Origin of the sequence: Bacillus sp. 1021, from assembly GCF_014534735.1 — a bacterium.
GTDB lineage: Bacteria > Bacillota > Bacilli > Bacillales > Bacillaceae > Bacillus > Bacillus siamensis.
In genome coordinates, this window is sequence record NZ_JACVSR010000005.1 from 26755 (window position 1) to 47105 (window position 20351).

Here is a 20351-nt window from a genome sequence, read left to right on the forward strand (position 1 = left end):
CTCTATCACCGGTTTCAAAATCTACTCTAAGATATGAGAGATTGGCGCCCTTTGTGACCGAAAGCTCTCTCTTTTTTCAGATTGGTGAAGATACACACAAAAAAAGAGCCTCACGGAAAACCATCCGTAAGGCTCTTTCTATTATTTATTATCCTCATTAAGCTTTTCTTTGCCGTAATGATATTTAGACGGATCAACCGGCGTAAAGTCGCTCAATTTGTGGAATCTGAGCAGGTCTTTGTACATCACGCTGTCAGACAGCTTCAGCTGCTCTGTGACTCTGGCTTTCAGATTTTTCGTTTCCTGATTGCCTTTCAGTTCTTTTCCTGTCTTCGTATCGTATACGACATTGGAGATAGAAGTATATTTCGGCGTGACGTAGTCTCCGTTACGGAACGTCACCGTATCATCATGGTCTTTCGAGAAGAGATCGGTACCGAAATTAATATATTTCTTAGAATCGATGCCTTCCAAGTGAAGGATCGTCGGCACAACGTCCATTTCACCGCCGAATGTATGGTTCACTCCGCCTTTTTTGCCGGGGATGTGAAGCATAAGCGGCACACGCTGGTTCTGCGCGTTTTGATAAGGCGTAATTTCTTTGCCGAGAATTTCTTTCATCGCGCGGTTATGGTTTTCAGAGATTCCGTAGTGGTCTCCGTAAATCATAATCACCGAGTTGTCATATAAACCGGATGACTTCAGATCTTTAAAGAACTGTTCAAGCGCTTCGTCGAGATAACGCGCCGTCTGGAAATAGTCATCTACAGTCGCATCGCCCGTTTTCGCTTTTTCGATCGTTGCGTCTTTTTCATCAAGCGTAAACGGATAATGGTTCGTCAGCGTGAGCAAATGCGCATAGAACGGCTGTTTCAGCGATTTAAGCTTTGGAATGGATTCTTTGAAGAACGGTTTATCCTTCAGTCCCATATTGACAAGGTTGTCATCAGACATATCGTATGTGCTGGCATCAAAGAATTTGTCATAGCCGATATGTTTGTAAATCTGATCACGGTTCCAGAATGATTTGTAGTCACCGTGTAAAACGGCGCTTGTATAGCCTTCACTTTGGTCAAGGATGGCAGGAAGCGATTGATACGTGTTTTCCCCTTTTGTCACGAAGGCTGACCCTTCAGGCAGTCCGAACAGGCTGTTATCCATCATCAGCTCGGCGTCAGATGTTTTACCTTGGCCTGTTTGGTGGAAAAAGTTGTCAAAGTACGTCATGTCCTCACCGCCGCGGGCGAGTTTATTCAGGAACGGCGTGACTTCTTTTCCGTCAAGTTTGTAGTTGATTAAAAACGATTGGAAACTTTCCAAGTGAATCTTAATGATATTTTTGCCTTTGGCCTTGCCGAAATACTCGGCGTTCGGCTTCGCATAATGCGACGATGTGTAGTTCTCAACGCTCGTCAGGTCATCGCTGCTTGCATATGCCCGCTGCGTTTCCGTCTGCGCCGTCTGCACGCCGTCATAAATCGTGTAATTATAAAGACCTAAGTATTTTACAATGTAATTGCGGTCAAACGTTCTTGTCAGCAGCTCCGGGCGGTCCTCTTCGGCAATCGCCAAGTTAACAAAGAACAAAACAATACCCGTCACGATAATTAATGACGTATACCGTTTTTTCAGCTTGAATTCCTTCAGCTCACGTCTCCACACCAGAAGTGCGATTAAAATAATAATGTCAACAAAGTACAAAATATCATGGCCGGACATAATGCTGAAGATGCCGTCTCCCATATTTCCGACATTACCGGATTGCTTTAAGTTAGGGAATGTCAAGAAATCATCGAAGAATCGATAGAATAGGATATTCGCATACAAAATAAACGTCATGATGAAATCAATAATCACCATGATAATCGCTGATTTGCGGCCTTTCGCAAACAATGCCAGTCCTAAAAAGAAAATGGCGCTTGAGAACGGATTGATCACTAGCAGAAACTGCTGCGTCGGCCCCTTCACCCCAAGGTTGAATTCAGCATGATAGGCTAAATACGTTTTGGCCCAAAACAAAATAATAGCCAGTACAAAAAAACTAAGTCTGTAAGAAAATAATTTCTTCATGGCAACCTCTACTTTCCTAAACACTTTAAATCTGTATTCTTACTTTTTGCTTCAATTCCTGCTTTCCGAGCAAAACGAAAGCATCACACAGCCCCATAAACACACCATTTTAATAAACGATATATTTATCATTCGTGTCATGCCCATTGAACATCTTATCCCGCCAGCCATTAGACGCAGGATATCCGTTCTTCGTTTCACATTTTTTTCTGGCATTAAAAGGTACCGTTTCAAACCTGGTCTGAAAATAGGAGATACCAAATATAAGAATAACACAAACTACTTAAAAACGAAAAATGAATATCAAAGGCAGCCGCCCGACAGGCGGGCTGAAGTTATTGTATGCAAAGGGATTGAAAAACTTGAATATTTTTTTCCGCCGATGCAAAAAAGGACTGGAGTCATCCAGTCCTTTTCATCAAATCGGTCAAATGCCGGCCCAGACATCTTTTGCGTAAATGCCCTTTGTTTGGAGATCCAAAAGCCATTCTTGCGCTTGCCGTGCATCTGTTTCGTGAACCGACTGATACGCTTTTTGCAGTGCTGCCTCTACATCAGGCGCCATTTTGCTTCCGTCGCCGCATACGTATAGATGCCCTCCCCGGTCAAGGATCGAAATTAAAGCTTCGGCATCCTCCGTCATGACGTGCTGCACATACGTTTTCGGCACGCCTTCTTTGCGTGAAAACGCCGTATGAAGCGTCACGACTCCGTCTTTTTCATAACCTTCAAGCTCATCACGGTAAATAAAATCATGATCGTTTCTGCATCCGAAATACAGATGAGCTTCCCCCAGCTCTTTCCCTTCTTCTTTTAACGCCGCGCGTGCCTGCAGAAATCCGCGGAAGGGGGCGACTCCTGTGCCGGGACCGACCATAATAATCGGTTTTCCCGGGTCCTCGGGCAGCCGGAACCTTGTTTCCGGAGTGCGGACAAACATCACGATACCATCCTCAGGTCTGCGTTCCGCCAAATAATTCGAAGCAACTCCGCGATACTCCCCCAAACCGCTCCGGGCGGGGCCGCGAACGACGCCGACGGTAATTGAAGCCTGCCCGGGATGTTTCCGCGGTGAGCTGGAAATCGAATAATAACGCGGCTTCAGCGGACGCAAAAGCTCCAGAAATCGCTCAAACGGCAGTTCACATGCTTCATATTTTTCAAGGAGATCGAGCATTGAGACGCGTAATGTTAAGATTTGCTCCTGATAGACGCCCTCTCCGAGTAAATCTTCCAATTCCCGTTTGTGCGGCGGGCAGACCGTATAAGCGGCCATTTCCCGGATTTGCACCCTTGATGCCGCTTCCTGCAATTCGACACAGCTGCTCAGAAGATCGTGCAGCCTGACCGGCCGATCGAGCGGGAGATGAGCCGCGCTCTGTCCGCTGGCCGTCAGCAGCACTTGGTCGTTCCCGTTCAGATTATACCGGCGGAGAACACGGCCGACCTGCTCTTTGCTGTTTACCGGCAGAACGCCGAGATGATCCCCCTCATTGTAAGCAGCCTCTTTCGGCAGAATGATTTCAATATGCCTTGTGCTCCGGCCGCTTTCAGGCGCCTGAAGCTCCCTGTTTTCCGCAACGGAGGCGTAAACCGCTTCATACGTCTGTGCCAAAGGGGAGCCGCCAAGCCCGCTCACAAATTGAAGGCCCAGCGTACTTCGCTCTTTTTCGGCATTTTCATTCAGCTTGAGATCGAACGCTTTCATGGCGTCCGCCCACATCCTTTTTTTCCATTCATCAAGCTGTCCTTCAAAATCGCCGCTGACATCTCCTTCGCCGCGGGCAGAAAAGCGTTCCGCCCCTTTTTCGGCAAGCTTTTCATCAATCAGTCTCGGAACGGCCTGATATGTCGCCGCCCAGTTATGGTCACCGCAGCCGAAGACGGCATATCGGACGCCTTTCAGTTCCCCGGATTTGACTTCTTCAAGCCATTGCACGAATTGCCCCGCGTTGCTCGGCGGCTTTCCGTTATAAGAGGATGTAATGATCAAGAGCGCTCCTTCTTTCGGCAGTTTTCCGATCCGGTCATTTAAGGGCGCTGTTTCGGTACGGACGCCGTGCATCCCGGCAGTATCGGCAAGCTCCCGCGCTACGCCTTCTGCAGTTCCCGTATCTGAGCCGTACAGAATCAGAAGCGGACGGTTATCAAGTCCGATAATGGAAGCGCCTTTTGTCTCCTGTTTTTCTTTTTTGACGCCTTCTGCCGCTTTTTCAGCCGCCGGGAGAGCAGCCGAAACACCTTCTTTGTTTCGCGGCCGCACCCGAATATGAAAATCGCCGGGCTTGAGCGTTAATGTTTGTTTAATATCCAGCTCATAATCGGTGTGGTCTGTGAAGGTAAAATGCTGAAGAATCATACCCAGAACAAGAGTTGCTTCGTGCAGGGCGAACTGCATACCGATACACGCCCTCTGACCGTTTCCAAACGGCTTGTACGCATGGTGGGGCACTTGATCCGGATGTTCAAACCGCTCCGGATAAAATTCCTCCGCATTGTCTCCCCACGCCTCTTTATCACGGTGAAGCTGAGGAATTAAGACGGAAATTCTGTCTTTTGCCGTGATCGGATATTTCCCGCCGATCACCGTATCCTCTTTCGCATAAAGACTGAACGCAGGCGCGGTCGGCCATAGGCGCAATGACTCCTGCAAAATCATCCGGATATAAGTAAGATCCAGCACTTGTTTATATGAAGGAACGGGATCGGTCAATACCCGATCGGCTTCCTCATAGGCTTTTTCCAAAACACGGGGATGCTTCAGCAGAAAGTAGATGGCAAAGGAAAGCAGGCCGCTTGTCGTTTCATGGCCGGCAATTAAAAACGTGATGATTTGAAACCGGATATTTTCATCGTCAAGTTTTTCGCCTGTTTCCGGGTCTTCCACATTCAGCATCCTGGCCAGCAGATCCTTTTCATCCCGGCCGCCGTCCGACTTACGCTCTGCGATAATACTGTCTACTAACGAAAACATCGCCTGAATGTCGTGATGAAATTGGCGCTTCGTTCTGATCATGAGCTTATCCTGAACATCAAGGCGCTGCATTTGGTGCATCGCTTCATCAAGGGCGCGCACCATGCTGTTGATAAACGGGTGAGGCGTTTCCCTGTAATAACTGTTAAACCGATAGTTAAAGCCGCAAAGCCCGATCGTATCGAGTGTCAGCCGGGTCATATCAGCAGGCACATCAACGGGCTCATCCGGGTTCAGCCTTGCCCATTTTTGAATCAGCTGCACCGCAATATCCGTCATCATCGCATGATAATCTTTCATCGCGCGCTGGCTGAAGGTCGGCATCAGAATATTATGCGCCTTTCGCCAGTTGGGCTCATGCGTCCAGCTTGTAAACAGCCCGTCACCGGCAAACGCGCGGACTTTCTCCAAAGCCCCTTCAATGCTTTTATCGAACCGCTCTTCATCACAAACCTCTTTCACCAGTTCATGGCCGGACACGACGATAATCGTACCCGCCGGCGTATGCAGCTGAAAAATAGGCCCCTGCTCATTTGCCAGTTTGAGAAGCGACATGGTGGGCTTGTCTTTATCAAGCAAAGGAAGATTTCCGAGCGGGCCGAACGTCTTCGGCTGCGGAATCGGACTTGTTTCCTTCATGAATAACACCCTTTCTTAAACGGAATGCGTTTCTTCCAACTACAGTGCCCTTTTCACCCGCTGATTATCCGCCAGGGCGTGCAATCCTCATTGACGATCATTAACGGTTTTTTCTATACTGGAGAGGCTTGTCAAATACAGAAATAAGGTGAGTTCATATATGGATTTTGAAATCAAGTTTTTATCGTTTTATGTCATTCAAGTGGAAGGAAAAGACGAACAGGCAAACAAACAGTTCAAACATTTCCAGACGCTTGATACGGAAGAATTTGAAGAAAGCGAGCTGAAGGATTTCCTTGACGGGGAATTGAAGAAAATCGTCAAACGGAAAGCCGAACGGCATCCGCAATCCGAGCAGGTCCCCACAAAAATCGGCCATTTTATCACGGAGCCGGGTCATGAGCTTGATTCAAATCCGAATTACAACCTTTTCAACCGTGCCAGACTTGCGGATACGAAGGATGCATTTATCGAAGCAAGCGAGCAGTTCGTCCGCACTTATCTGGACACGAGTGCCGTTCGCGGCGGTGTTTTTATCGTGGCATCGGCTGTGCCGCGTAAATATTTTGAGGACAAGTTCGTCTTTATGATGAAATGCGATTTCGAGCCGAAGGTCGCCCGGATTTCAGACGCCTCATCTCTCATTAAAAAGGTCGAAATGGCCATCACGACAAAAAACATGAAAAGCATTCAATATCCGTATATGCCGGAAGAAGGCATGACGGAAGAGCACGAGCTGAAAATCCACCAAGCCTCGCATGCCCGTTATTTTGAGGACTTTCTCAAATTTGTCGAATACGGCGAATCGATGCCGGAAATCATGAAAAACCAAGTCATGAATATGGTGCAGGAGCACGTGTATGAAACCTTTGAAGAAAACAGCGAAGAGCTTCAGCAGTTTGAGCATGACATTGAAATTTGGGAAGCGAGTGAAAAGCGGGAAATTCAGGAGCGCCTCGACACCCATCAAGTCATCGAAGCATCTGCCCAGATCATTGAACATACGCCGGAAGCCGAGCTGAAAATGAAAGTCGGAGAAACAGAGATTAAAGGATTGCTGGCCGATTTCGGCGAATCCATCCATCTCGCAAAAGTAAACGGGCGCTATGTCGCGCTCATTGAGGCGGAGACGATCTCGTTTGAAAAAGGCAGTTCGCCGGTGGAGTTTCACAGGCCTGAGGGGCTGCATGAGGTGATTGAGCGGATACGGAATAAATCTGAACAAGACTGACAAAAGTCCAGACGCCATGTTCTGGACTTTCTTTATTTAATAAGGCTCTTTGAGCAATCGATGGCATTCACCGATGATGTCTTGGATGCCGGGCATTCTCTTTATCTCGCGGCGGACGATTTCAGATGAGAGATTCTGCACCCGTAAAGCCCGCTCCGCCCGTCGTTCGAAGTATGCTTGACATGCAGTTTCATGGTTTTTGTGCTTTTGCAGTTCTTCACTAAGCACGATCGCGTCTTCAATCGCCATCGCCGCGCCCTGCGCCAATGTCGGCGCTCCTGCATGAACGGCATCCCCTCCAAGAACGACGCGGCCTCTGTGCCACGGCTCTTTGACCGCCATCTGCTCAACCTTATGAAACAAAACGGGATATTCCTTTGACATATTCTCTATCACAAACTTCACTCCAGGAAATCCGCGCAGCAAGTCTTTCACCCGTTCAAAACGCGTGTCCTCATCATCCCTGAAGTCAGCGTCATACGGCCGGATAATAAATACGTATCCTGTTTTTTCGGACAGCGGCACGACCCCGACCTGTGTCTGCCCTTTTTTATACATCAGTGTCGAATCATGAAATATCGGCTCGGGAAAAGAGATGTAAAATCTGTGCGCCCCCATGCCGAGATACTCCGTTTCCACTTCCCTTTGCAGCATTTGATCGCGGACAGCAGAGCGGATGCCGTCAAAACCGGCGAGAATGTCAGCCGTCATCGCGGTTCCGTCTGCGAAATGCACCGTTATTTCATCTGCTGTTTCTTCGTAAGATACGACTCTTTTCCCCAGCAGAATCGTAACCCCCGCCGCTTCAGCATGCTTTCTGAGGACATCATTTAAGGTTTGCCGAAGTATATTATTCCTCCCAGGCAATGAATCATCTAAAAACGCCTCACTCACTTTAAACCGCAGCGTTCCGTTTTCATCATGCTGCTTCAGCCATTCCGTTTGAAAGCCATGTTGGCAGCATTCTTCATACACCCCGATTTCCCTCAGCACCCGCAGCGCATTTTGAGGCTGTAGAATGCCCGCCCCGCTTTTTCGCATGTCGGGCGCCGCCTCGCAAAGGGTCACTTCAAAACCCGCTCTCCCGAGAGAAATCGCTGCGGACAAGCCGCCGATCCCTCCGCCCGCTATGATGATCTTCTTCACTTCATGGTTCATCACGATACCGCCTTCACTATTTATTTATCATTCATTAACTATTAGCCACCTTACTATACAGGTTGAAAAACTGTCAATCTTTATAAGTTGCCTTTTGAATCCGGCAAGCTTATACTTTGAATCACTAAAATGTACGGAGGCTTACAAAAATGGAATTGAGAGATTTGCCGGATTACTCGCAGATTGCCGGACACGCTGAGATTTACGCCGATATGGATGCTGACTCATTGAAAACATTTTTGACTTTATTTGATATGGCGAAAAAAATGAATCATGTCATGGAGCATTATTTCTCAAGTCACGGATTGTCAGAAGGCAAATTCAAAATTTTAATGTTTCTGTTTGACGCACCCGGCCGCAGCCTGAGTCCGACGGAGCTGGCGAAAAAATCCAACGTCACCAAAGCGACCATCACCGGATTGATCGACGGACTCGCACGGGACGGCTTTGTAAACCGCAGCCGGCATACCGGCGACAGACGAAAAATCAGCATCGAGCTCACAAAGGAAGGAAAAGAAAAGCTGATGCTGTTCCTCCCCGGCCACTTTTCTAAAATTTCAGGTGTCATGGAAAACTTCACCGCTGAAGAAAAAGCGGCCTTCACAAAAATGCTTGAAGTTTTATTTGATAAGATTCTGCTGTTTTCCGGCGGCAGAACATAAAAGGCGCCCCTTTAGCAGGGCGCCTTTTTCGCGCGGTTAATCATCACTGTTTAAAATCCCGAAAAACCGAAGCAGGTTGATAAACAGGTTGATAAAGTCGATATAAAGCGTCAATGCCATCAAAGGAATCAGATCCGCCGTGATGTCACGGTGTTTGATCTGGTTCAGGTCGTATAAGATGTACATTGAAAACACAATCGTTCCGATGACGGAATACGCCATCATGGCGGCGGAATTCAGCGGGCTGAAAATATTAAAGATCCCCACCGCGAGAAGCGCGATAACAGCGACAAGCAAGAAGGACCATAAAAACGACAAGTCCTTTTTCGTCTTAGCGCCGATTGTGCCAAGCACCGCAAAAATCACAAATGAAGAGCCGAATGCCTCCAATACGACATATGCGCCCGCTGCGGACGCATAATGGCTGATAATCGGAAACAGCGTCATTCCGGAAATAAAAGCGAATGAAAACACAAACGCATACCCGACGGCTTTTTTTCGGCGCAGCCAAAACGCCGCGAAGATCATGACGACCTCTAAGATCGAAAGCGGCAGCATCAATGCCGGCGGAATGAACTGGCCGGTATACAGGCCGATTGTCGCAACTAACAGCGTAAACACAAATACCGTTATAATGCGCTGCATAATAGATTGTTTGCTCTCATAAGCAGCAGTTTGCATGTCAAAAGTCCTCCCAAAAAATGATCGTGATAGGTCTATTATAAATAAAATGGGAGAAATTTGCATGATTTTAAGAAGATTTTAAGGATATCAGGCCTGGCGTTTTGCTGCACACTCCTGCATATTCATGAAATCATGCAGTTTTTTCGTCAATCCGCCGTGCCCGAATCGGATATTCCCCTTCTGTCCCGGCGTTTTCGCATAATCGAGAAACGCCAGCACATAAAGGCGCCTGACGGGAATGGGAATGATGCCCGCATCATAAAACCAGCCGTCAATTGTATTCAGCACGCCTTTATTTATGCCGTATTGCTTCGTGCACCAATGCAGAAAGCGCACTTCGGGCAGGTGCAGATACCGGCTCTCCCGGAAAAGAACAGTTGAATGCTTCATATGTACCGCCTCCTGTCATTGGCTGTTTTTTTAAGATTGCTGTTTTGCTTCTTTGCTCTTCAGGGAAAATCGATATTTCTCCACCTTATCAATTTGTGTCACTTGGGAATTATGAACCGTAATCTGAACAGTCCCGAAATCGATCGTTTCCAGCGCACTGATAATCTTTTCAACCACATGCGGATCTACGTTTCCTTTGGACGTCATCATGCTCCCCCTTTATGTCTGGCCGTTCATCTTAAGACAATGATTTTAATTCATACTATTCTGATAAGAAATATATAATTATACTATTATGTTTCCCTCCAAAAATCAATAACATTTACACGATTTTTGGATATGATTTCGTTGCGAATACTTTCACTTCCTTCGCTTTGACATAAACTGTGTCACCGACACCGGCCCCCAAGTCGTCATATTGCTCCTTTGAAAGCTCAATCTCCAAATGCTGGCCTGTGTCGGTACGGACGGCTTCCAATCTGACGGACGGCCCGATGGCGCGGATATGCGCCGCCTTTACTTCAAACGCATTCAGACCGGACGGATTTTTTTCTACGGTAAAATGATGGGGCCTCACATAAGCGATCCCCCTGTCCTGATCAGCATGCCCGACAGGTAATACCGCATTTCCGGTGATCAGCTTTCCTCCTTCCACTTTTCCTTCAAATACATTGACACTGCCAAGAAAGTCGTACACAAACGGATTTGCGGGGTAATCATAGACCTCCTGCGGCGTTCCGATCTGTTCAATCGCACCTTCATTCATAATGACGATGCGGTCGGCCACATCAAGCGCTTCTTCCTGGTCGTGAGTGACGAAAATACTTGTCATGCTGAATTCATCATGAAGCCGCCTGAGCCATTGTCTCAATTCTTTTCTTACTTTTGCGTCGAGCGCGCCGAACGGTTCATCCAAAAGCAAAATTTTCGGTTCTACGGCCAAGGCGCGTGCGAGGGCAGCTCTCTGCCTTTGTCCGCCTGACAGCTGCGAAGGGTAGCGCTTTTCATAAGGTTCCAATTTTACAAGAGCGAGAAGCTCTCTGACCTTTTCGGCAATTTCTTTTTTTGCAGGGCGCTGCTTTCGCGGGCGGACTTTTAATCCGTAGGCGACATTTTCAAAGATTGTCATCTTGCTGAATAACGCATAGTGCTGAAACACAAAACCGACATGTCTGCTTTTCACATGTGTATTTGTCACATCTTGTCTTCCGAACAGGACACGCCCCCCATCCGCCTGCTCAAGGCCGGCAATAACTCTCAGCAATGACGTTTTGCCTGAGCCTGACGGGCCGAGAAGCGCGACCAGCTCGCCATTATTGACGTGAAGATTAATATCCCGCAATGCCTGATAGTTTCCGTAATGCTTAGAAATACTGTCGATCGTAATCTCCATAATGACTCCTTCCTCACCCGGCTTTGGCAGAGCGATAACCGGCTTTCCATTCAATGATGTTTTTCAAAAACAGTGTCACAATCGCAAAAACCGACATGACAGAAGCCACCGCAAAAGCGGCCGTAAACTGATATTCGTTGTACAAAATTTCGATATGAAGCGGGAGCGTGTTGGTAACACCCCTGATATGGCCGGAAACGACTGATACGGCGCCGAATTCGCCGATTGTCCGGGCTGTGCTTAAAATCACCCCGTAGATCAGCCCCCACTTGATATTAGGAAGCGTGACATGCCAAAACGTTCTCCAGCCTCCAGCACCAAGGGTGACGGACGCTTCTTCTTCAGCATTTCCCAAGCTTTGCATAAGCGGTATTAATTCCCGGGCGATGAAAGGGAGCGTCACAAACAAGGATGCAAGCACGATTCCCGGGACGGCGAATACGATTTTTATCTCGTGATCAAGTAAAAATGGACCAAGCCAGCCGTGAAGCCCGAACAAAAGAACAAAGATTAAGCCCGCGATCACCGGAGACACGGCAAACGGCAGATCAATCAGTGTCATAAACAGACTTTTCCCCCTGAATTCATATTTGGTCACAGCCCACGCCGCGGCAACGCCGAACAGCGTATTCAGCGGAACCGTGATGAAAACAACGAGGAGCGTCAATTTCATCGCGGCAAGGGAATCCGGATGCGTGACAAAGAGGATATAGGCCTCCGCCCCCTTTTTAAAAGCTTCAATAAATATAAATGCAAGCGGCATGATTAAAAATATGGACAAAAAGAGCAGAACCGCTGAGATCAGCACCCATTTCACAACGGGTGATTCCCGTATCTCCCGCTTAGGCACGGCTGTTTTCGCTGTTTCCAGCTGCATGGCATATCCCCTACCTTCCTGCGTATTTTCTCGCGGTGAGCCATTGCAATCCATTGATGATGAATAAAATGAAAAATGTGATGACAAGCATAACTGCCGCAACAGCTGTTGCCCCGGCATAATCGTACTGCTCTAATTTCGTCATAATGATCAGCGGGGAAATCTCGGTTTTAAACGGCATATTGCCCGCGATAAAAACAACAGAACCATACTCCCCGAGAGCGCGGGCAAAGGATAATGCAAAACCCGATAGAATAGAAGGAAACAGCTCCGGCAGAATGACCCTTCGAAAGGTTTTCCATTTTGAAGCTCCGAGTGAGGCAGATGCTTCTTCCGTTTCTTTTTGGAGACTTTCTAAGACGGGCTGAACCATCCTGACGACAAAAGGCAGCCCGATAAATGTTAATGCGATGACAATGCCGATCGGCGTAAACGAGATACGGAAAGGAAACAGCTGTCCGACCCAGCCGTCCGGCGCATACATTGCCGTTAATGTAATGCCTGCGACGGCGGTCGGCAGCGCAAACGGCAGATCAACCAGGCCGTCAGCCAGCCTCTTCCCCGGAAAGTCATATCTCGTCAGCACCCAGGCGATGACAACGCCGAAAACCGCATTGATCAAAGCGGCGCAGCCCGCCGTCATGAAGCTCAGACGATAGGAAGCTGCGGCTCTCGGCTCAGAAATGATACGCCAGACGTCCCCGGGGCCCATTGACATGGTTTGAAAAAACACCATTGAGAGCGGCACGATAACCAAAACGGCCATATATAAAAATGTAAATCCCATCGTTAATCCGAAACCCGGAATCACGGACGGTTTTGTTTTTTTGAAAAGCAGTGTTCTCATCATCGTTTCCTCTTTCTATTTTCCATAGATGCTGTCAAAGGTTCCGCCGTCATTGAAATGGGTTTCCTGCGCTTTTTTCCAGCCGCCGAATTCCTTTTCGACCGTCACTGTTTTGATATGCGGGAATTGTTTTTCATACTTTTTCAGAACCTCTTTATCGCGTGGCCGGTAAAAATTCTTCGCGGCGATCTCCTGTCCTTTTTTGCTGTAGAGATAGGACAAATATGCTTCAGCCGCTTTTTTTGTTCCTTTTTTATCCGCCGTTTTGTCGACGACAGAGACAGGAGGCTCAGCAAGAATGCTGATTGACGGATTGACAATCTCAAACTTTTCTTTGCCGAATTCCTTCAATGTGAGATAGGCCTCATTTTCCCAAGCGATCAATACATCCCCCATCCCTCTTTCTGTAAAACTGGTCGTTGCCCCCCGCGCCCCTGAATCAAGTACTTCCACATTGCCGTAGAGGTCTTTCATAAACTGTTTGATTTTCGTTTCGTCATGATGATACGTTTCATCCGCATATGCCCAGGCCGCTAAATAGTTCCATCTGGCTCCGCCGGATGTTTTCGGGTTGGGCGTAATGACAGAAACACCCTTTTTCGCTAAGTCAGCCCAATCAGTGATGTGTTTCGGATTTCCTTTTCTGACTAAGAACACAATGGTTGACGTGTAAGGAGTTGATTGATCCGGCAGACGGGACTGCCAGTTTTGATCAATGAGATGAGCTTTTTCGGCTATCGAATCAATGTCATAGCCCAAAGCAAGTGTTACGACATCAGCGTCAAGTCCGTCTATAACGGATCTGGCCTGTTTCCCCGAACCACCGTGCGATTGCTGTACGGTTACATCTTGACCCGTTTTCTTTTTCCAATAAGAAGAAAAGGCCTGATTATACTCTTTATACAGCTCCCGCGTCGGATCATACGATACATTCAGCAGCTGAACGGTTTTTCCGTCTGATGAAGCGCTCCCGGACTCAGACTGACAGGCTGACAGCGTCCCTGCCAGTAAAAGTAATACTAAAAATGCCGTTATTTTTTTCATTTGCCTGATTTCTCCTCTCTTTCTCTGCATAAAAAAAGGCATATTATCTCCTTTTAAAAAAGGAAAATAATATGCCTTCAGTTGACTGATGGGCCATTATACCAGTATCAGATATGGGCAATACGGCCAGCTTTCGTTTGTGTACGATCAGCTATTTGTGCCGGTTCGATGTGTATAAGAATAATTCAAACTATCCCTAGCTGTCAACTAAGTTTTTGAATATTTAAATTGTTTCCCGCTGACAAAAAAAGCGCCCCGCCTCTGGCCGGAGCACTTTTTTTCTATGCTTTTGTTTCCTCGATCGTACATGTGACACCCATGCTGGCGAGCGCCTGTTCCAGAGAGCCGTAGGTTTGATACGCTGAAAAATCAAGTCCCAATTGGATAGAAGTCTGTGCCACATCAGGCCGAATGCCGGAAAACACGGTTCTGATGCCGAGGAGAAATAACGTTTTCGACAGCATGTACAATTGCTGCGCCACCATCGTATCGACAATGGGCACACCGGACAGATCAATCACAAGGTTTGTGATCCGTTTGGCGACACAGTTTTCCGGCACCGTCTCCAATATCACGCGCGCCCGTCTCGTATCAATCGCGCCGATGAGCGGCAGAGTGCCGATCGTATCCGCGATCAAAATAACCGGACAGCTCAATTCAGAAATAAGCTCCTGCTGAGATGACAGCCTCGCGATCATTAATGTCTGATACTGTTCAGTAAAATCCGTCATCAGCTGATCAAATGAGCTGTTAACAAGGTGATTCCAGCGGCGGACATCCTCTTTTGTTACGATATCCTGATGCTCATCTATAAAACGGGTGACCGCATCCCAAAAGACGGTTCTTGAATTGCCGATCGCTTCAACGACCTCATGAACCTGCGCGTCCTGCTCCACTCTGCTTTTCGCTACCTGTGCGGCCCATTTTTCTTTGTTATGCTGAAAAACAGCCGGGTCTTCCAAAAAAGCGCTTGCGACGGCCGTGTTCGTAAAGGTATGCTGCTCGATCAGCAGCTGTTTCATTTCCTCACTTAATTGATTCGCAGAATAAAAATGCCCTCTCAGCTTCCGTCTCAGCTTGAGCCATTTTTCCGTCAGCTCGGCCGAATGTGTAATAATATAATCATGAAGTAATTGGTCTTTGTTCACTGCCGTCTCCTCTTTCAAGAATATGTACTTTTGTCTAAATTATAAATCGGAATTGCCGATCGTACTAGAGAAATAAAAAAAAGCCGGCACATTAAAGCTTTCGGTTGCTTTTTTCGCCTGCAGGACACACTATAAAAGAAATGAAACAGGAGGTCAGTAAGATGATCAAAAAAATCGCGACAGTCGCCGTATACACTGATGATCAGCAAAAAGCGAAAACATTCTGGACGGAAAAAGCGGGGTTTGAAACCGTCGCCGAACATCCGATGGGCCCGAATGCCTTCTGGCTTGAAGTAGCGCCAAAAGGAGCCGAGACTCATTTGGTTATCTATCCGAAAGCGATGATGAAAGGGGCCGAGCATATGGAGGCTTCAATCGTATTTGAATGCGAAGATGTCTTTGCCGCGTACGAACAGATGAAAAAAAACGGCGTCACATTTATAGATGAACCGAAACAAATGGAGTGGGGCAGCTTCGTGCAATTTAAAGACGAGGAAGGCCATGTCTTTCTCCTCAAATCGTAATCAGTCGTCCTAATTGACTTTGAGAATCATTTTCATTTAAAATAAAGCTTGAAAATGATTGGAGAGATGCCAGATGTTCGTGCAAATCAGAAAAATGACCGTAAAAGAAGGACATGCCGATAAAGTGATCGAACGCTTCAGCTCAGAAGGCGTGATCGAAAAGCAGGAAGGCTTGATTGACGTAACAGTCCTGGAGAAAAAAGTCCGCCGCGGCGATGAAGAAGTCGTCGTCTTAATCCGCTGGGAGTCAGAAGACCATTGGAAGCAATGGGAAAAAAGCGAAGATCACATCTCGGCCCACAAAGCAAACCAAGGCAAGCCGAAACCTGATTACATGCTTGGGACGGACGTCGGTATGTATCATGTCAAAGCCGTTAAAACAGGCGTACACGGAAAATAATAAAGAGCGTTTGCCCCAGGGCAAAGCTCTTTTTATTTTTTCTCCTCATACGGCAGGACAAACAGCGGTTTATCGGGCTTCCATTCCGCATACAACACGTCCTCCGTTTTTTTGATGTTTTGCTTTTTCAGGTCTTGCATCAGCTGTTCTTCTTCCACCCCGGCTTCTTTCAGATTTTCGTGCAGCACTTCACCGTCAATAATCAGTGTGACGGGTAAAGAGACCTGCTTCGGTTTTATTTGCATGTCGCCGTTTTTCGTCGTGTCGTACGGAAATTTCGGCAGGACGCTGACCATCCCGTTTGTTTCTAAAATCGCATATTCCGCTTCCTGTATGGAAAAGCAGTTCGCCTGTCTGAGTAGGCTCTGCAGCTGATTAATGTCCAGTTTATTTTTTTTCAGCACATCATATTTCAGTTTTCCTTTATGAATGACAATGTTCGGCTCGCCTTCCAACAGCTTTCTGGAGCTTTTCACTTTCTGCGTAATCAGTTCGATGAAATAGATTAAAATCCCCCATAACAGAGAAGCAAAAATGATTTCAACGATCCTGACGCCTTTATCATACACCGCATTTCCGACCAATTCGCCGAGGATAAGCGCCGAAATAAAATCAAATGGCGTAATCTGTGAGAATTGAGTTTTTCCGAGCAATTTTAAAATCACAAATAAAATACCCAAACCGCATACTAATTCCCAAGCCACTGTAAATAAATGTCCCATATCTGCACCTTCTTCTTAAAAGTCATTACCATTATGGACATCCGCCTGTTTTCTATACAGCGGCCGAAAACACAAAAAACGCAGCCGAAGCCGCGTTTCTCAGTTTAATGTTTTTGATTCGATTTCACGACCCGAACGCACGTCTCAGCAACATAACCGACGGCCGCTCCGAAACCGGCAAACATCGCAGCAAGGCCCAGGCCCATCCCTTCCCAGCCGCCGACACCGAAAATGCTGTAAACAACCGTACCGAATGCAGCAAGGCCCAGTACCGCCAAAAGGCATTCAGGCCACATCTTTTTCGGCCATTTTTTACGGAGAACAGCCGATACGGCAAAATTAAGACAAAACGCGGCCAGACAGATCAGATAAAAATATCCCATGTCTCTTGCACCTCCGTCATGAGGAGCTTTTTATTTGCTCATCTCTTTTTCAAACAAATGATAACCTGATGCAAATCCTTTTGATTCGTATCCCATCCCGCTGTAAAACGACTGAAGCGCCTTGTTATCAGACACGCAATCGAGCCGGATTTTTGTTTTTCCCGGACAAGACACCCCCGTCTCCGCCCAAGTCATGATCGTCCGGCCGAGTCCCGCGCCTGCAAACCGCCTGTTAATCGCCAGCCGATGCAGATATACGGATTCTCCATGTCCCTCATTGCCCCATAGACGTCTGTCCCACTCGCTTGCTTCGGGGTGCAGCATGACGACACCGGCCAGCTCAGCTTTCTGCCTGAATAGAAAAACATGTCCTTTGGCGATTGCCTCCCGCATATTGTGGGTATCTTCCCCTTGCAAAAGCCCGCTCCACTGGTTTGACCCTTTATCCCGAAGCCATTCCGCCGCTGACACGAGCAGCTCCATCACCTCTTTTGTATCATCCTTCCGGGCGGGGGTGACCCGGAAGGCTCCCGCCATCTCTTCCGTAATCGTAAATGGTGTCATAAAATCCTCCCGTAATCAGAATATTCGACACCTTCATTATAGACCAAACGCAGAAAGGAAAAAAACAGCCGTCATGTTTGAGGGCCGTTTAAAAAATTTTCTTCTTATCACGTTCTTCTTTTAAAATCTCAACCGCTTCCCTGAAACGCATGGAGTGAACGATTTCACGCTCACGCAGAAAACGGAGTGAATCATTCAGGTCAGGATCATCGGAAATATCAATAATCCATTGATACGTCGCTCTCGCCTTCTCTTCAGCAGCGATATCTTCATATAAATCAGCGATCGGGTCTCCCTTTGCCTGTATGTAAGACGCCGTGAACGGAACTCCGGCCGCATTATGATAAAACAGCGCGCTGTCATGGTTGACGTAATGGTCGCTGAGCCCTGCATCACGCAGCTGCTGCGGGGTCGCATCTTTTGTCAGCTTATAAATCATCGTCGCAATCATTTCCAAATGGGCAAACTCCTCCGTGCCGATATCTGTCAGCAGGCCGATCACCTTATCAGGAATCGTGTAGCGCTGGTTTAAATACCGGAGCGCGGCGGCTAATTCGCCGTCAGCCCCGCCGTATTGTTCAATCAAAAACTTAGCCAGCATCGGGTTGCATGTGCTCACTTTAACCGGATACTGCAGCTTTTTTTCATATACCCACATTTACAGATCCCTCCTTATACTTGCCACGGCCAAGGACCGCGGCCCCAATCCCACTGCGCGCCAACCTGACTCACGCCAAATTGCAGAAGCGGTCCGTACTCAGGTTCAAACCGTTTTCTCAGCTGCCTTGAGTACCGGGAATATTCATGAAACTGCTGAAGCGCGAGACGGTCATGGGGATGCGTATCCAGATAAAGCGTCAGCTCCACCAAGACAAAGTCCGCCGCCTGGATTTGCTCCAGCAGCCGATAGTATTCATCATCAATCTTTTTCGCCATATTCGATTCCCCCCCGATAAGGATTATCATAGAAATCGTAAAGATCCTTCCAAAGGGTCCCTTTTCTCAATGCCTCCATCGGAGAAAACTGCTCCAAGTGATACGGCTGAAACCGCATATAAAGATGCGGCGGCGTTCTGTAGTATTTTCTCCCGATCGGCGGGCAGGGATCAAACCGGCTGTGGAAGGGCTTATAAGATTTAACCGGTGTAAACGGCTGATTTTCTTTCATTACGATCCTCCTTTCCTAAACACATGACCTTAATAGGTATGAACCCGTAACGGCATTTATGCCCCGCAAGAAATGAAAAAAGCCCGGCGCTTAGAAACGGTCACAAAAAAACACTCTTGCTGTCCAAGAGTGCTTTTCCCGAATGGTCAGATATATTGGCTGTCCCGATGATGATGATGATGGAACGGGTAGCCGCCGTAGCCTCCGCCATAGCCGCCAAAACCGTATCCCGGGTAGCCTCCAAACCCTCCATAGCCGCCGTAGCCGCCGTAACCGCCAAAACCGTATCCCGGGTAGCCGTAGCCTCCGCCGAAACCGTATCCCGGATATCCTCCGAAGCCGCCGTAGCCGCCGTAGCCGCCAAAACCGTATCCCGGGTAGCCGCCGTAGCCTCCAAACCCTCCATAGCCGCCGCCAAAGCCGCCGCCGTAAATCGGTCTTCTTTCATCCATGATTTATCGCTCCTTCACATAGGTTACAGTCCAGTTTATGACATGCGGAAGGAAACGTATGGGCATCCGCCCAGTTTTGGCGAAATAATCAATAATTGCTTACGGAGAAATACGATACAGGCCGCATAAGCAAAATAAAAAGGCCGGAACTTATGCCGCCCCGGCCTTTTTGTCTTTATTCGCCTAAATCTACATTGTGATAAACCTGCTGTACGTCTTCGAGGTCTTCCAGCACATCGATCAGCTTTTCAAATTGAGCTTTCGCATCTTCCGGAAGCTCGATTTCATTTTGCGCAAGCATCGTCAGCTCCGCAACTGTGAACTCTTCAACACCGGCATTTTTGAATGCCTCTTGTACAGCATGGAATTGATCAGGCTCGGCATACACGATAACACTGTCATCCTCTTCCAAAATATCGCGAACGTCCACATCAGCCTCCATCAGCAATTCCAGCGCTTCATCCGCCGTCTTGCCTTCAACGCCGATAACGGCAGTCGCATCGAACATGTAAGCGACAGACCCGCTCACACCCATATTTCCGCCGTTTTTCCCGAATGCGGCGCGCACTTCAGGCGCCGTGCGGTTTACATTATTCGTTAACGCATCCACGATGATCATTGAACCGTTCGGCCCGAAACCTTCGTAACGCAGCTCGTCAAAGTTCTCCTCCGCGCCGCCTTTCGCCTTTTCAATCGCACGCTCAATAATGTTTTTCGGCACACTGTACGTCTTTGCGCGCTCAAGCACCACTTTTAACGCCTGGTTCGATTCCGGATCTGGCTCGCCTTGTTTTGCCGCCACATAAATCTCACGGCCGAACTTCGCGTAAATCCGGCTCGTATTTGCGTCCTTTGATGCTTTCTTTTCTTTAATATTGTTCCACTTACGGCCCATTTTGTTCCACTCTCTTTCACGAATTGAATCTGTATGATTAAATACTCTGTTTCTATTATACCTCAGCGATTAGGTTGTTTCGAGTGTAAGACATTAGAAAAAACAGGCACGCTTAAAATCACCGCG

23 protein-coding genes are annotated in these 20351 nt (G+C 47.7%); 4 read left to right on the forward strand and 19 right to left on the reverse strand.

What is annotated here, in order from left to right; genetic code table 11:
* Positions 1-141 precede the first annotated feature (141 nt).
* Both ltaS and ICW23_RS16695 read right to left on the reverse strand, forming a co-directional pair.
* Positions 142-2070, reverse strand: a complete 1929-nt coding sequence (ltaS, locus tag ICW23_RS16690; protein WP_016936959.1) for a lipoteichoic acid synthase — start codon at positions 2068-2070, stop codon at positions 142-144.
* A gap of 427 nt (positions 2071-2497) precedes the next feature.
* A complete protein-coding gene (locus ICW23_RS16695) occupies positions 2498-5683 on the reverse strand; it encodes a bifunctional cytochrome P450/NADPH--P450 reductase (RefSeq protein WP_188154821.1) in 3186 nt (1061 codons plus the stop codon).
* A 160-nt stretch (positions 5684-5843) separates the two neighbouring features.
* Between ICW23_RS16695 and ICW23_RS16700 the strand changes: the two genes are divergently transcribed.
* Positions 5844-6914 (forward strand): DUF3900 domain-containing protein, encoded by a 1071-nt coding sequence (locus ICW23_RS16700; protein WP_064778021.1) that lies wholly within the window; start codon positions 5844-5846, stop codon positions 6912-6914.
* A 36-nt stretch (positions 6915-6950) separates the two neighbouring features.
* On the opposite strand, the gene ICW23_RS16705 is transcribed toward ICW23_RS16700, so the two are convergent.
* Positions 6951-8072, reverse strand: coding sequence for an FAD-dependent oxidoreductase (locus ICW23_RS16705; protein ID WP_188154822.1), 1122 nt, complete (start codon positions 8070-8072; stop codon positions 6951-6953).
* A 149-nt stretch (positions 8073-8221) separates the two neighbouring features.
* On the opposite strand from ICW23_RS16705, the gene ICW23_RS16710 reads away from it, so the two are divergent.
* A complete protein-coding gene (locus ICW23_RS16710; RefSeq protein ID WP_060963371.1) occupies positions 8222-8734 on the forward strand; it encodes a MarR family transcriptional regulator in 513 nt (170 codons plus the stop codon).
* 36 nt (positions 8735-8770) lie between these two features.
* Here the strand turns inward: ICW23_RS16710 and ICW23_RS16715 are convergent, their stop codons facing one another.
* The 8 genes from ICW23_RS16715 to ICW23_RS16750 all read right to left on the reverse strand — a co-directional run bounded on the left by ICW23_RS16715 (position 8771) and on the right by ICW23_RS16750 (position 15117).
* Entirely contained in the window at positions 8771-9415 is a 645-nt protein-coding gene (locus ICW23_RS16715; RefSeq protein ID WP_016936954.1) for a Bax inhibitor-1/YccA family protein, read from the reverse strand.
* Between the two features lie 90 nt (positions 9416-9505).
* Positions 9506-9808 carry an FMN riboswitch-binding regulator RibR gene (ribR, locus tag ICW23_RS16720; protein ID WP_188154823.1) on the reverse strand — a complete coding sequence of 101 codons (303 nt, stop codon included), beginning with the start codon at positions 9806-9808 and terminating at the stop codon, positions 9506-9508.
* Between the two features lie 30 nt (positions 9809-9838).
* Positions 9839-10015 carry a YezD family protein gene (locus ICW23_RS16725; RefSeq protein WP_016936952.1) on the reverse strand — a complete coding sequence of 59 codons (177 nt, stop codon included), beginning with the start codon at positions 10013-10015 and terminating at the stop codon, positions 9839-9841.
* Positions 10016-10130: 115 nt separating this feature from the next.
* Entirely contained in the window at positions 10131-11201 is a 1071-nt protein-coding gene (locus ICW23_RS16730; RefSeq protein ID WP_188154824.1) for a sulfate/molybdate ABC transporter ATP-binding protein, read from the reverse strand.
* A 13-nt stretch (positions 11202-11214) separates the two neighbouring features.
* Complete coding sequence (gene cysW / locus ICW23_RS16735) at positions 11215-12078, reverse strand: sulfate ABC transporter permease subunit CysW (protein ID WP_047476422.1); 864 nt, start codon at positions 12076-12078, stop codon at positions 11215-11217.
* 10 nt (positions 12079-12088) lie between these two features.
* Positions 12089-12925 (reverse strand): sulfate ABC transporter permease subunit CysT, encoded by an 837-nt coding sequence (gene cysT / locus ICW23_RS16740; protein ID WP_188154825.1) that lies wholly within the window; start codon positions 12923-12925, stop codon positions 12089-12091.
* A 15-nt stretch (positions 12926-12940) separates the two neighbouring features.
* The gene (locus ICW23_RS16745) at positions 12941-14011 is read right to left on the reverse strand and encodes a sulfate ABC transporter substrate-binding protein (protein WP_016936948.1); all 1071 of its coding nucleotides are present in this window, start codon (positions 14009-14011) and stop codon (positions 12941-12943) included.
* 239 nt (positions 14012-14250) lie between these two features.
* Entirely contained in the window at positions 14251-15117 is an 867-nt protein-coding gene (locus tag ICW23_RS16750) for an STAS domain-containing protein (RefSeq protein WP_016936947.1), read from the reverse strand.
* Between the two features lie 161 nt (positions 15118-15278).
* Here ICW23_RS16750 and ICW23_RS16755 point away from each other — a divergent pair, with 161 nt between their 5' ends.
* Both ICW23_RS16755 and ICW23_RS16760 read left to right on the forward strand, forming a co-directional pair.
* Complete coding sequence (locus tag ICW23_RS16755; protein WP_049628048.1) at positions 15279-15641, forward strand: VOC family protein; 363 nt, start codon at positions 15279-15281, stop codon at positions 15639-15641.
* Between the two features lie 73 nt (positions 15642-15714).
* Positions 15715-16041: an antibiotic biosynthesis monooxygenase family protein gene (locus ICW23_RS16760; protein ID WP_188154826.1), complete on the forward strand. Its 327-nt coding sequence runs from the start codon at positions 15715-15717 to the stop codon at positions 16039-16041.
* A 32-nt stretch (positions 16042-16073) separates the two neighbouring features.
* On the opposite strand, the gene ICW23_RS16765 is transcribed toward ICW23_RS16760, so the two are convergent.
* The 8 genes from ICW23_RS16765 to ICW23_RS16800 all read right to left on the reverse strand — a co-directional run bounded on the left by ICW23_RS16765 (position 16074) and on the right by ICW23_RS16800 (position 20225).
* Positions 16074-16763, reverse strand: coding sequence for a YetF domain-containing protein (locus ICW23_RS16765; RefSeq protein ID WP_045927133.1), 690 nt, complete (start codon positions 16761-16763; stop codon positions 16074-16076).
* Positions 16764-16867: 104 nt separating this feature from the next.
* On the reverse strand, positions 16868-17146 hold the full coding sequence (locus ICW23_RS16770) for a YesK-like family protein (RefSeq protein ID WP_045927134.1): 279 nt from the start codon (positions 17144-17146) through the stop codon (positions 16868-16870).
* A 30-nt stretch (positions 17147-17176) separates the two neighbouring features.
* The gene (locus ICW23_RS16775; RefSeq protein WP_188154827.1) at positions 17177-17710 is read right to left on the reverse strand and encodes a GNAT family N-acetyltransferase; all 534 of its coding nucleotides are present in this window, start codon (positions 17708-17710) and stop codon (positions 17177-17179) included.
* 88 nt (positions 17711-17798) lie between these two features.
* Positions 17799-18368, reverse strand: coding sequence for a spore coat protein CotJC (cotJC, locus tag ICW23_RS16780; protein ID WP_013351314.1), 570 nt, complete (start codon positions 18366-18368; stop codon positions 17799-17801).
* 14 nt (positions 18369-18382) lie between these two features.
* Complete coding sequence (gene cotJB / locus ICW23_RS16785) at positions 18383-18646, reverse strand: spore coat protein CotJB (protein WP_007408934.1); 264 nt, start codon at positions 18644-18646, stop codon at positions 18383-18385.
* Positions 18630-18878, reverse strand: coding sequence for a spore coat-associated protein CotJA (gene cotJA / locus ICW23_RS16790; protein ID WP_003155704.1), 249 nt, complete (start codon positions 18876-18878; stop codon positions 18630-18632). Before cotJA ends, cotJB begins: the two co-directional genes overlap by 17 nt.
* Positions 18879-19024: 146 nt before the next feature.
* On the reverse strand, positions 19025-19330 hold the full coding sequence (locus ICW23_RS16795; protein ID WP_099743867.1) for a spore coat protein: 306 nt from the start codon (positions 19328-19330) through the stop codon (positions 19025-19027).
* Between the two features lie 175 nt (positions 19331-19505).
* The gene (locus tag ICW23_RS16800; protein WP_014469866.1) at positions 19506-20225 is read right to left on the reverse strand and encodes a YebC/PmpR family DNA-binding transcriptional regulator; all 720 of its coding nucleotides are present in this window, start codon (positions 20223-20225) and stop codon (positions 19506-19508) included.
* Positions 20226-20351: the final 126 nt, after the last annotated feature.

Coding starts and splice junctions, on each gene's coding strand:
- ltaS (WP_016936959.1), bottom strand. CDS start 2,070: ATGAAGAAATTATTTTCTTACAGACTTAGTTTTTTTGTACTGGCTATT.
- ICW23_RS16695 (WP_188154821.1), bottom strand. CDS start 5,683: ATGAAGGAAACAAGTCCGATTCCGCAGCCGAAGACGTTCGGCCCGCTC.
- ICW23_RS16700 (WP_064778021.1), top strand. CDS start 5,844: ATGGATTTTGAAATCAAGTTTTTATCGTTTTATGTCATTCAAGTGGAA.
- ICW23_RS16705 (WP_188154822.1), bottom strand. CDS start 8,072: ATGAACCATGAAGTGAAGAAGATCATCATAGCGGGCGGAGGGATCGGC.
- ICW23_RS16710 (WP_060963371.1), top strand. CDS start 8,222: ATGGAATTGAGAGATTTGCCGGATTACTCGCAGATTGCCGGACACGCT.
- ICW23_RS16715 (WP_016936954.1), bottom strand. CDS start 9,415: ATGCAAACTGCTGCTTATGAGAGCAAACAATCTATTATGCAGCGCATT.
- ribR (WP_188154823.1), bottom strand. CDS start 9,808: ATGAAGCATTCAACTGTTCTTTTCCGGGAGAGCCGGTATCTGCACCTG.
- ICW23_RS16725 (WP_016936952.1), bottom strand. CDS start 10,015: ATGACGTCCAAAGGAAACGTAGATCCGCATGTGGTTGAAAAGATTATC.
- ICW23_RS16730 (WP_188154824.1), bottom strand. CDS start 11,201: ATGGAGATTACGATCGACAGTATTTCTAAGCATTACGGAAACTATCAG.
- cysW (WP_047476422.1), bottom strand. CDS start 12,078: ATGCAGCTGGAAACAGCGAAAACAGCCGTGCCTAAGCGGGAGATACGG.
- cysT (WP_188154825.1), bottom strand. CDS start 12,925: ATGAGAACACTGCTTTTCAAAAAAACAAAACCGTCCGTGATTCCGGGT.
- ICW23_RS16745 (WP_016936948.1), bottom strand. CDS start 14,011: ATGCCTTTTTTTATGCAGAGAAAGAGAGGAGAAATCAGGCAAATGAAA.
- ICW23_RS16755 (WP_049628048.1), top strand. CDS start 15,279: ATGATCAAAAAAATCGCGACAGTCGCCGTATACACTGATGATCAGCAA.
- ICW23_RS16760 (WP_188154826.1), top strand. CDS start 15,715: ATGTTCGTGCAAATCAGAAAAATGACCGTAAAAGAAGGACATGCCGAT.
- ICW23_RS16765 (WP_045927133.1), bottom strand. CDS start 16,763: ATGGGACATTTATTTACAGTGGCTTGGGAATTAGTATGCGGTTTGGGT.
- ICW23_RS16770 (WP_045927134.1), bottom strand. CDS start 17,146: ATGGGATATTTTTATCTGATCTGTCTGGCCGCGTTTTGTCTTAATTTT.
- ICW23_RS16775 (WP_188154827.1), bottom strand. CDS start 17,710: ATGACACCATTTACGATTACGGAAGAGATGGCGGGAGCCTTCCGGGTC.
- cotJC (WP_013351314.1), bottom strand. CDS start 18,368: ATGTGGGTATATGAAAAAAAGCTGCAGTATCCGGTTAAAGTGAGCACA.
- cotJB (WP_007408934.1), bottom strand. CDS start 18,646: ATGGCGAAAAAGATTGATGATGAATACTATCGGCTGCTGGAGCAAATC.
- cotJA (WP_003155704.1), bottom strand. CDS start 18,878: ATGAAAGAAAATCAGCCGTTTACACCGGTTAAATCTTATAAGCCCTTC.
- ICW23_RS16795 (WP_099743867.1), bottom strand. CDS start 19,330: ATGGATGAAAGAAGACCGATTTACGGCGGCGGCTTTGGCGGCGGCTAT.
- ICW23_RS16800 (WP_014469866.1), bottom strand. CDS start 20,225: ATGGGCCGTAAGTGGAACAATATTAAAGAAAAGAAAGCATCAAAGGAC.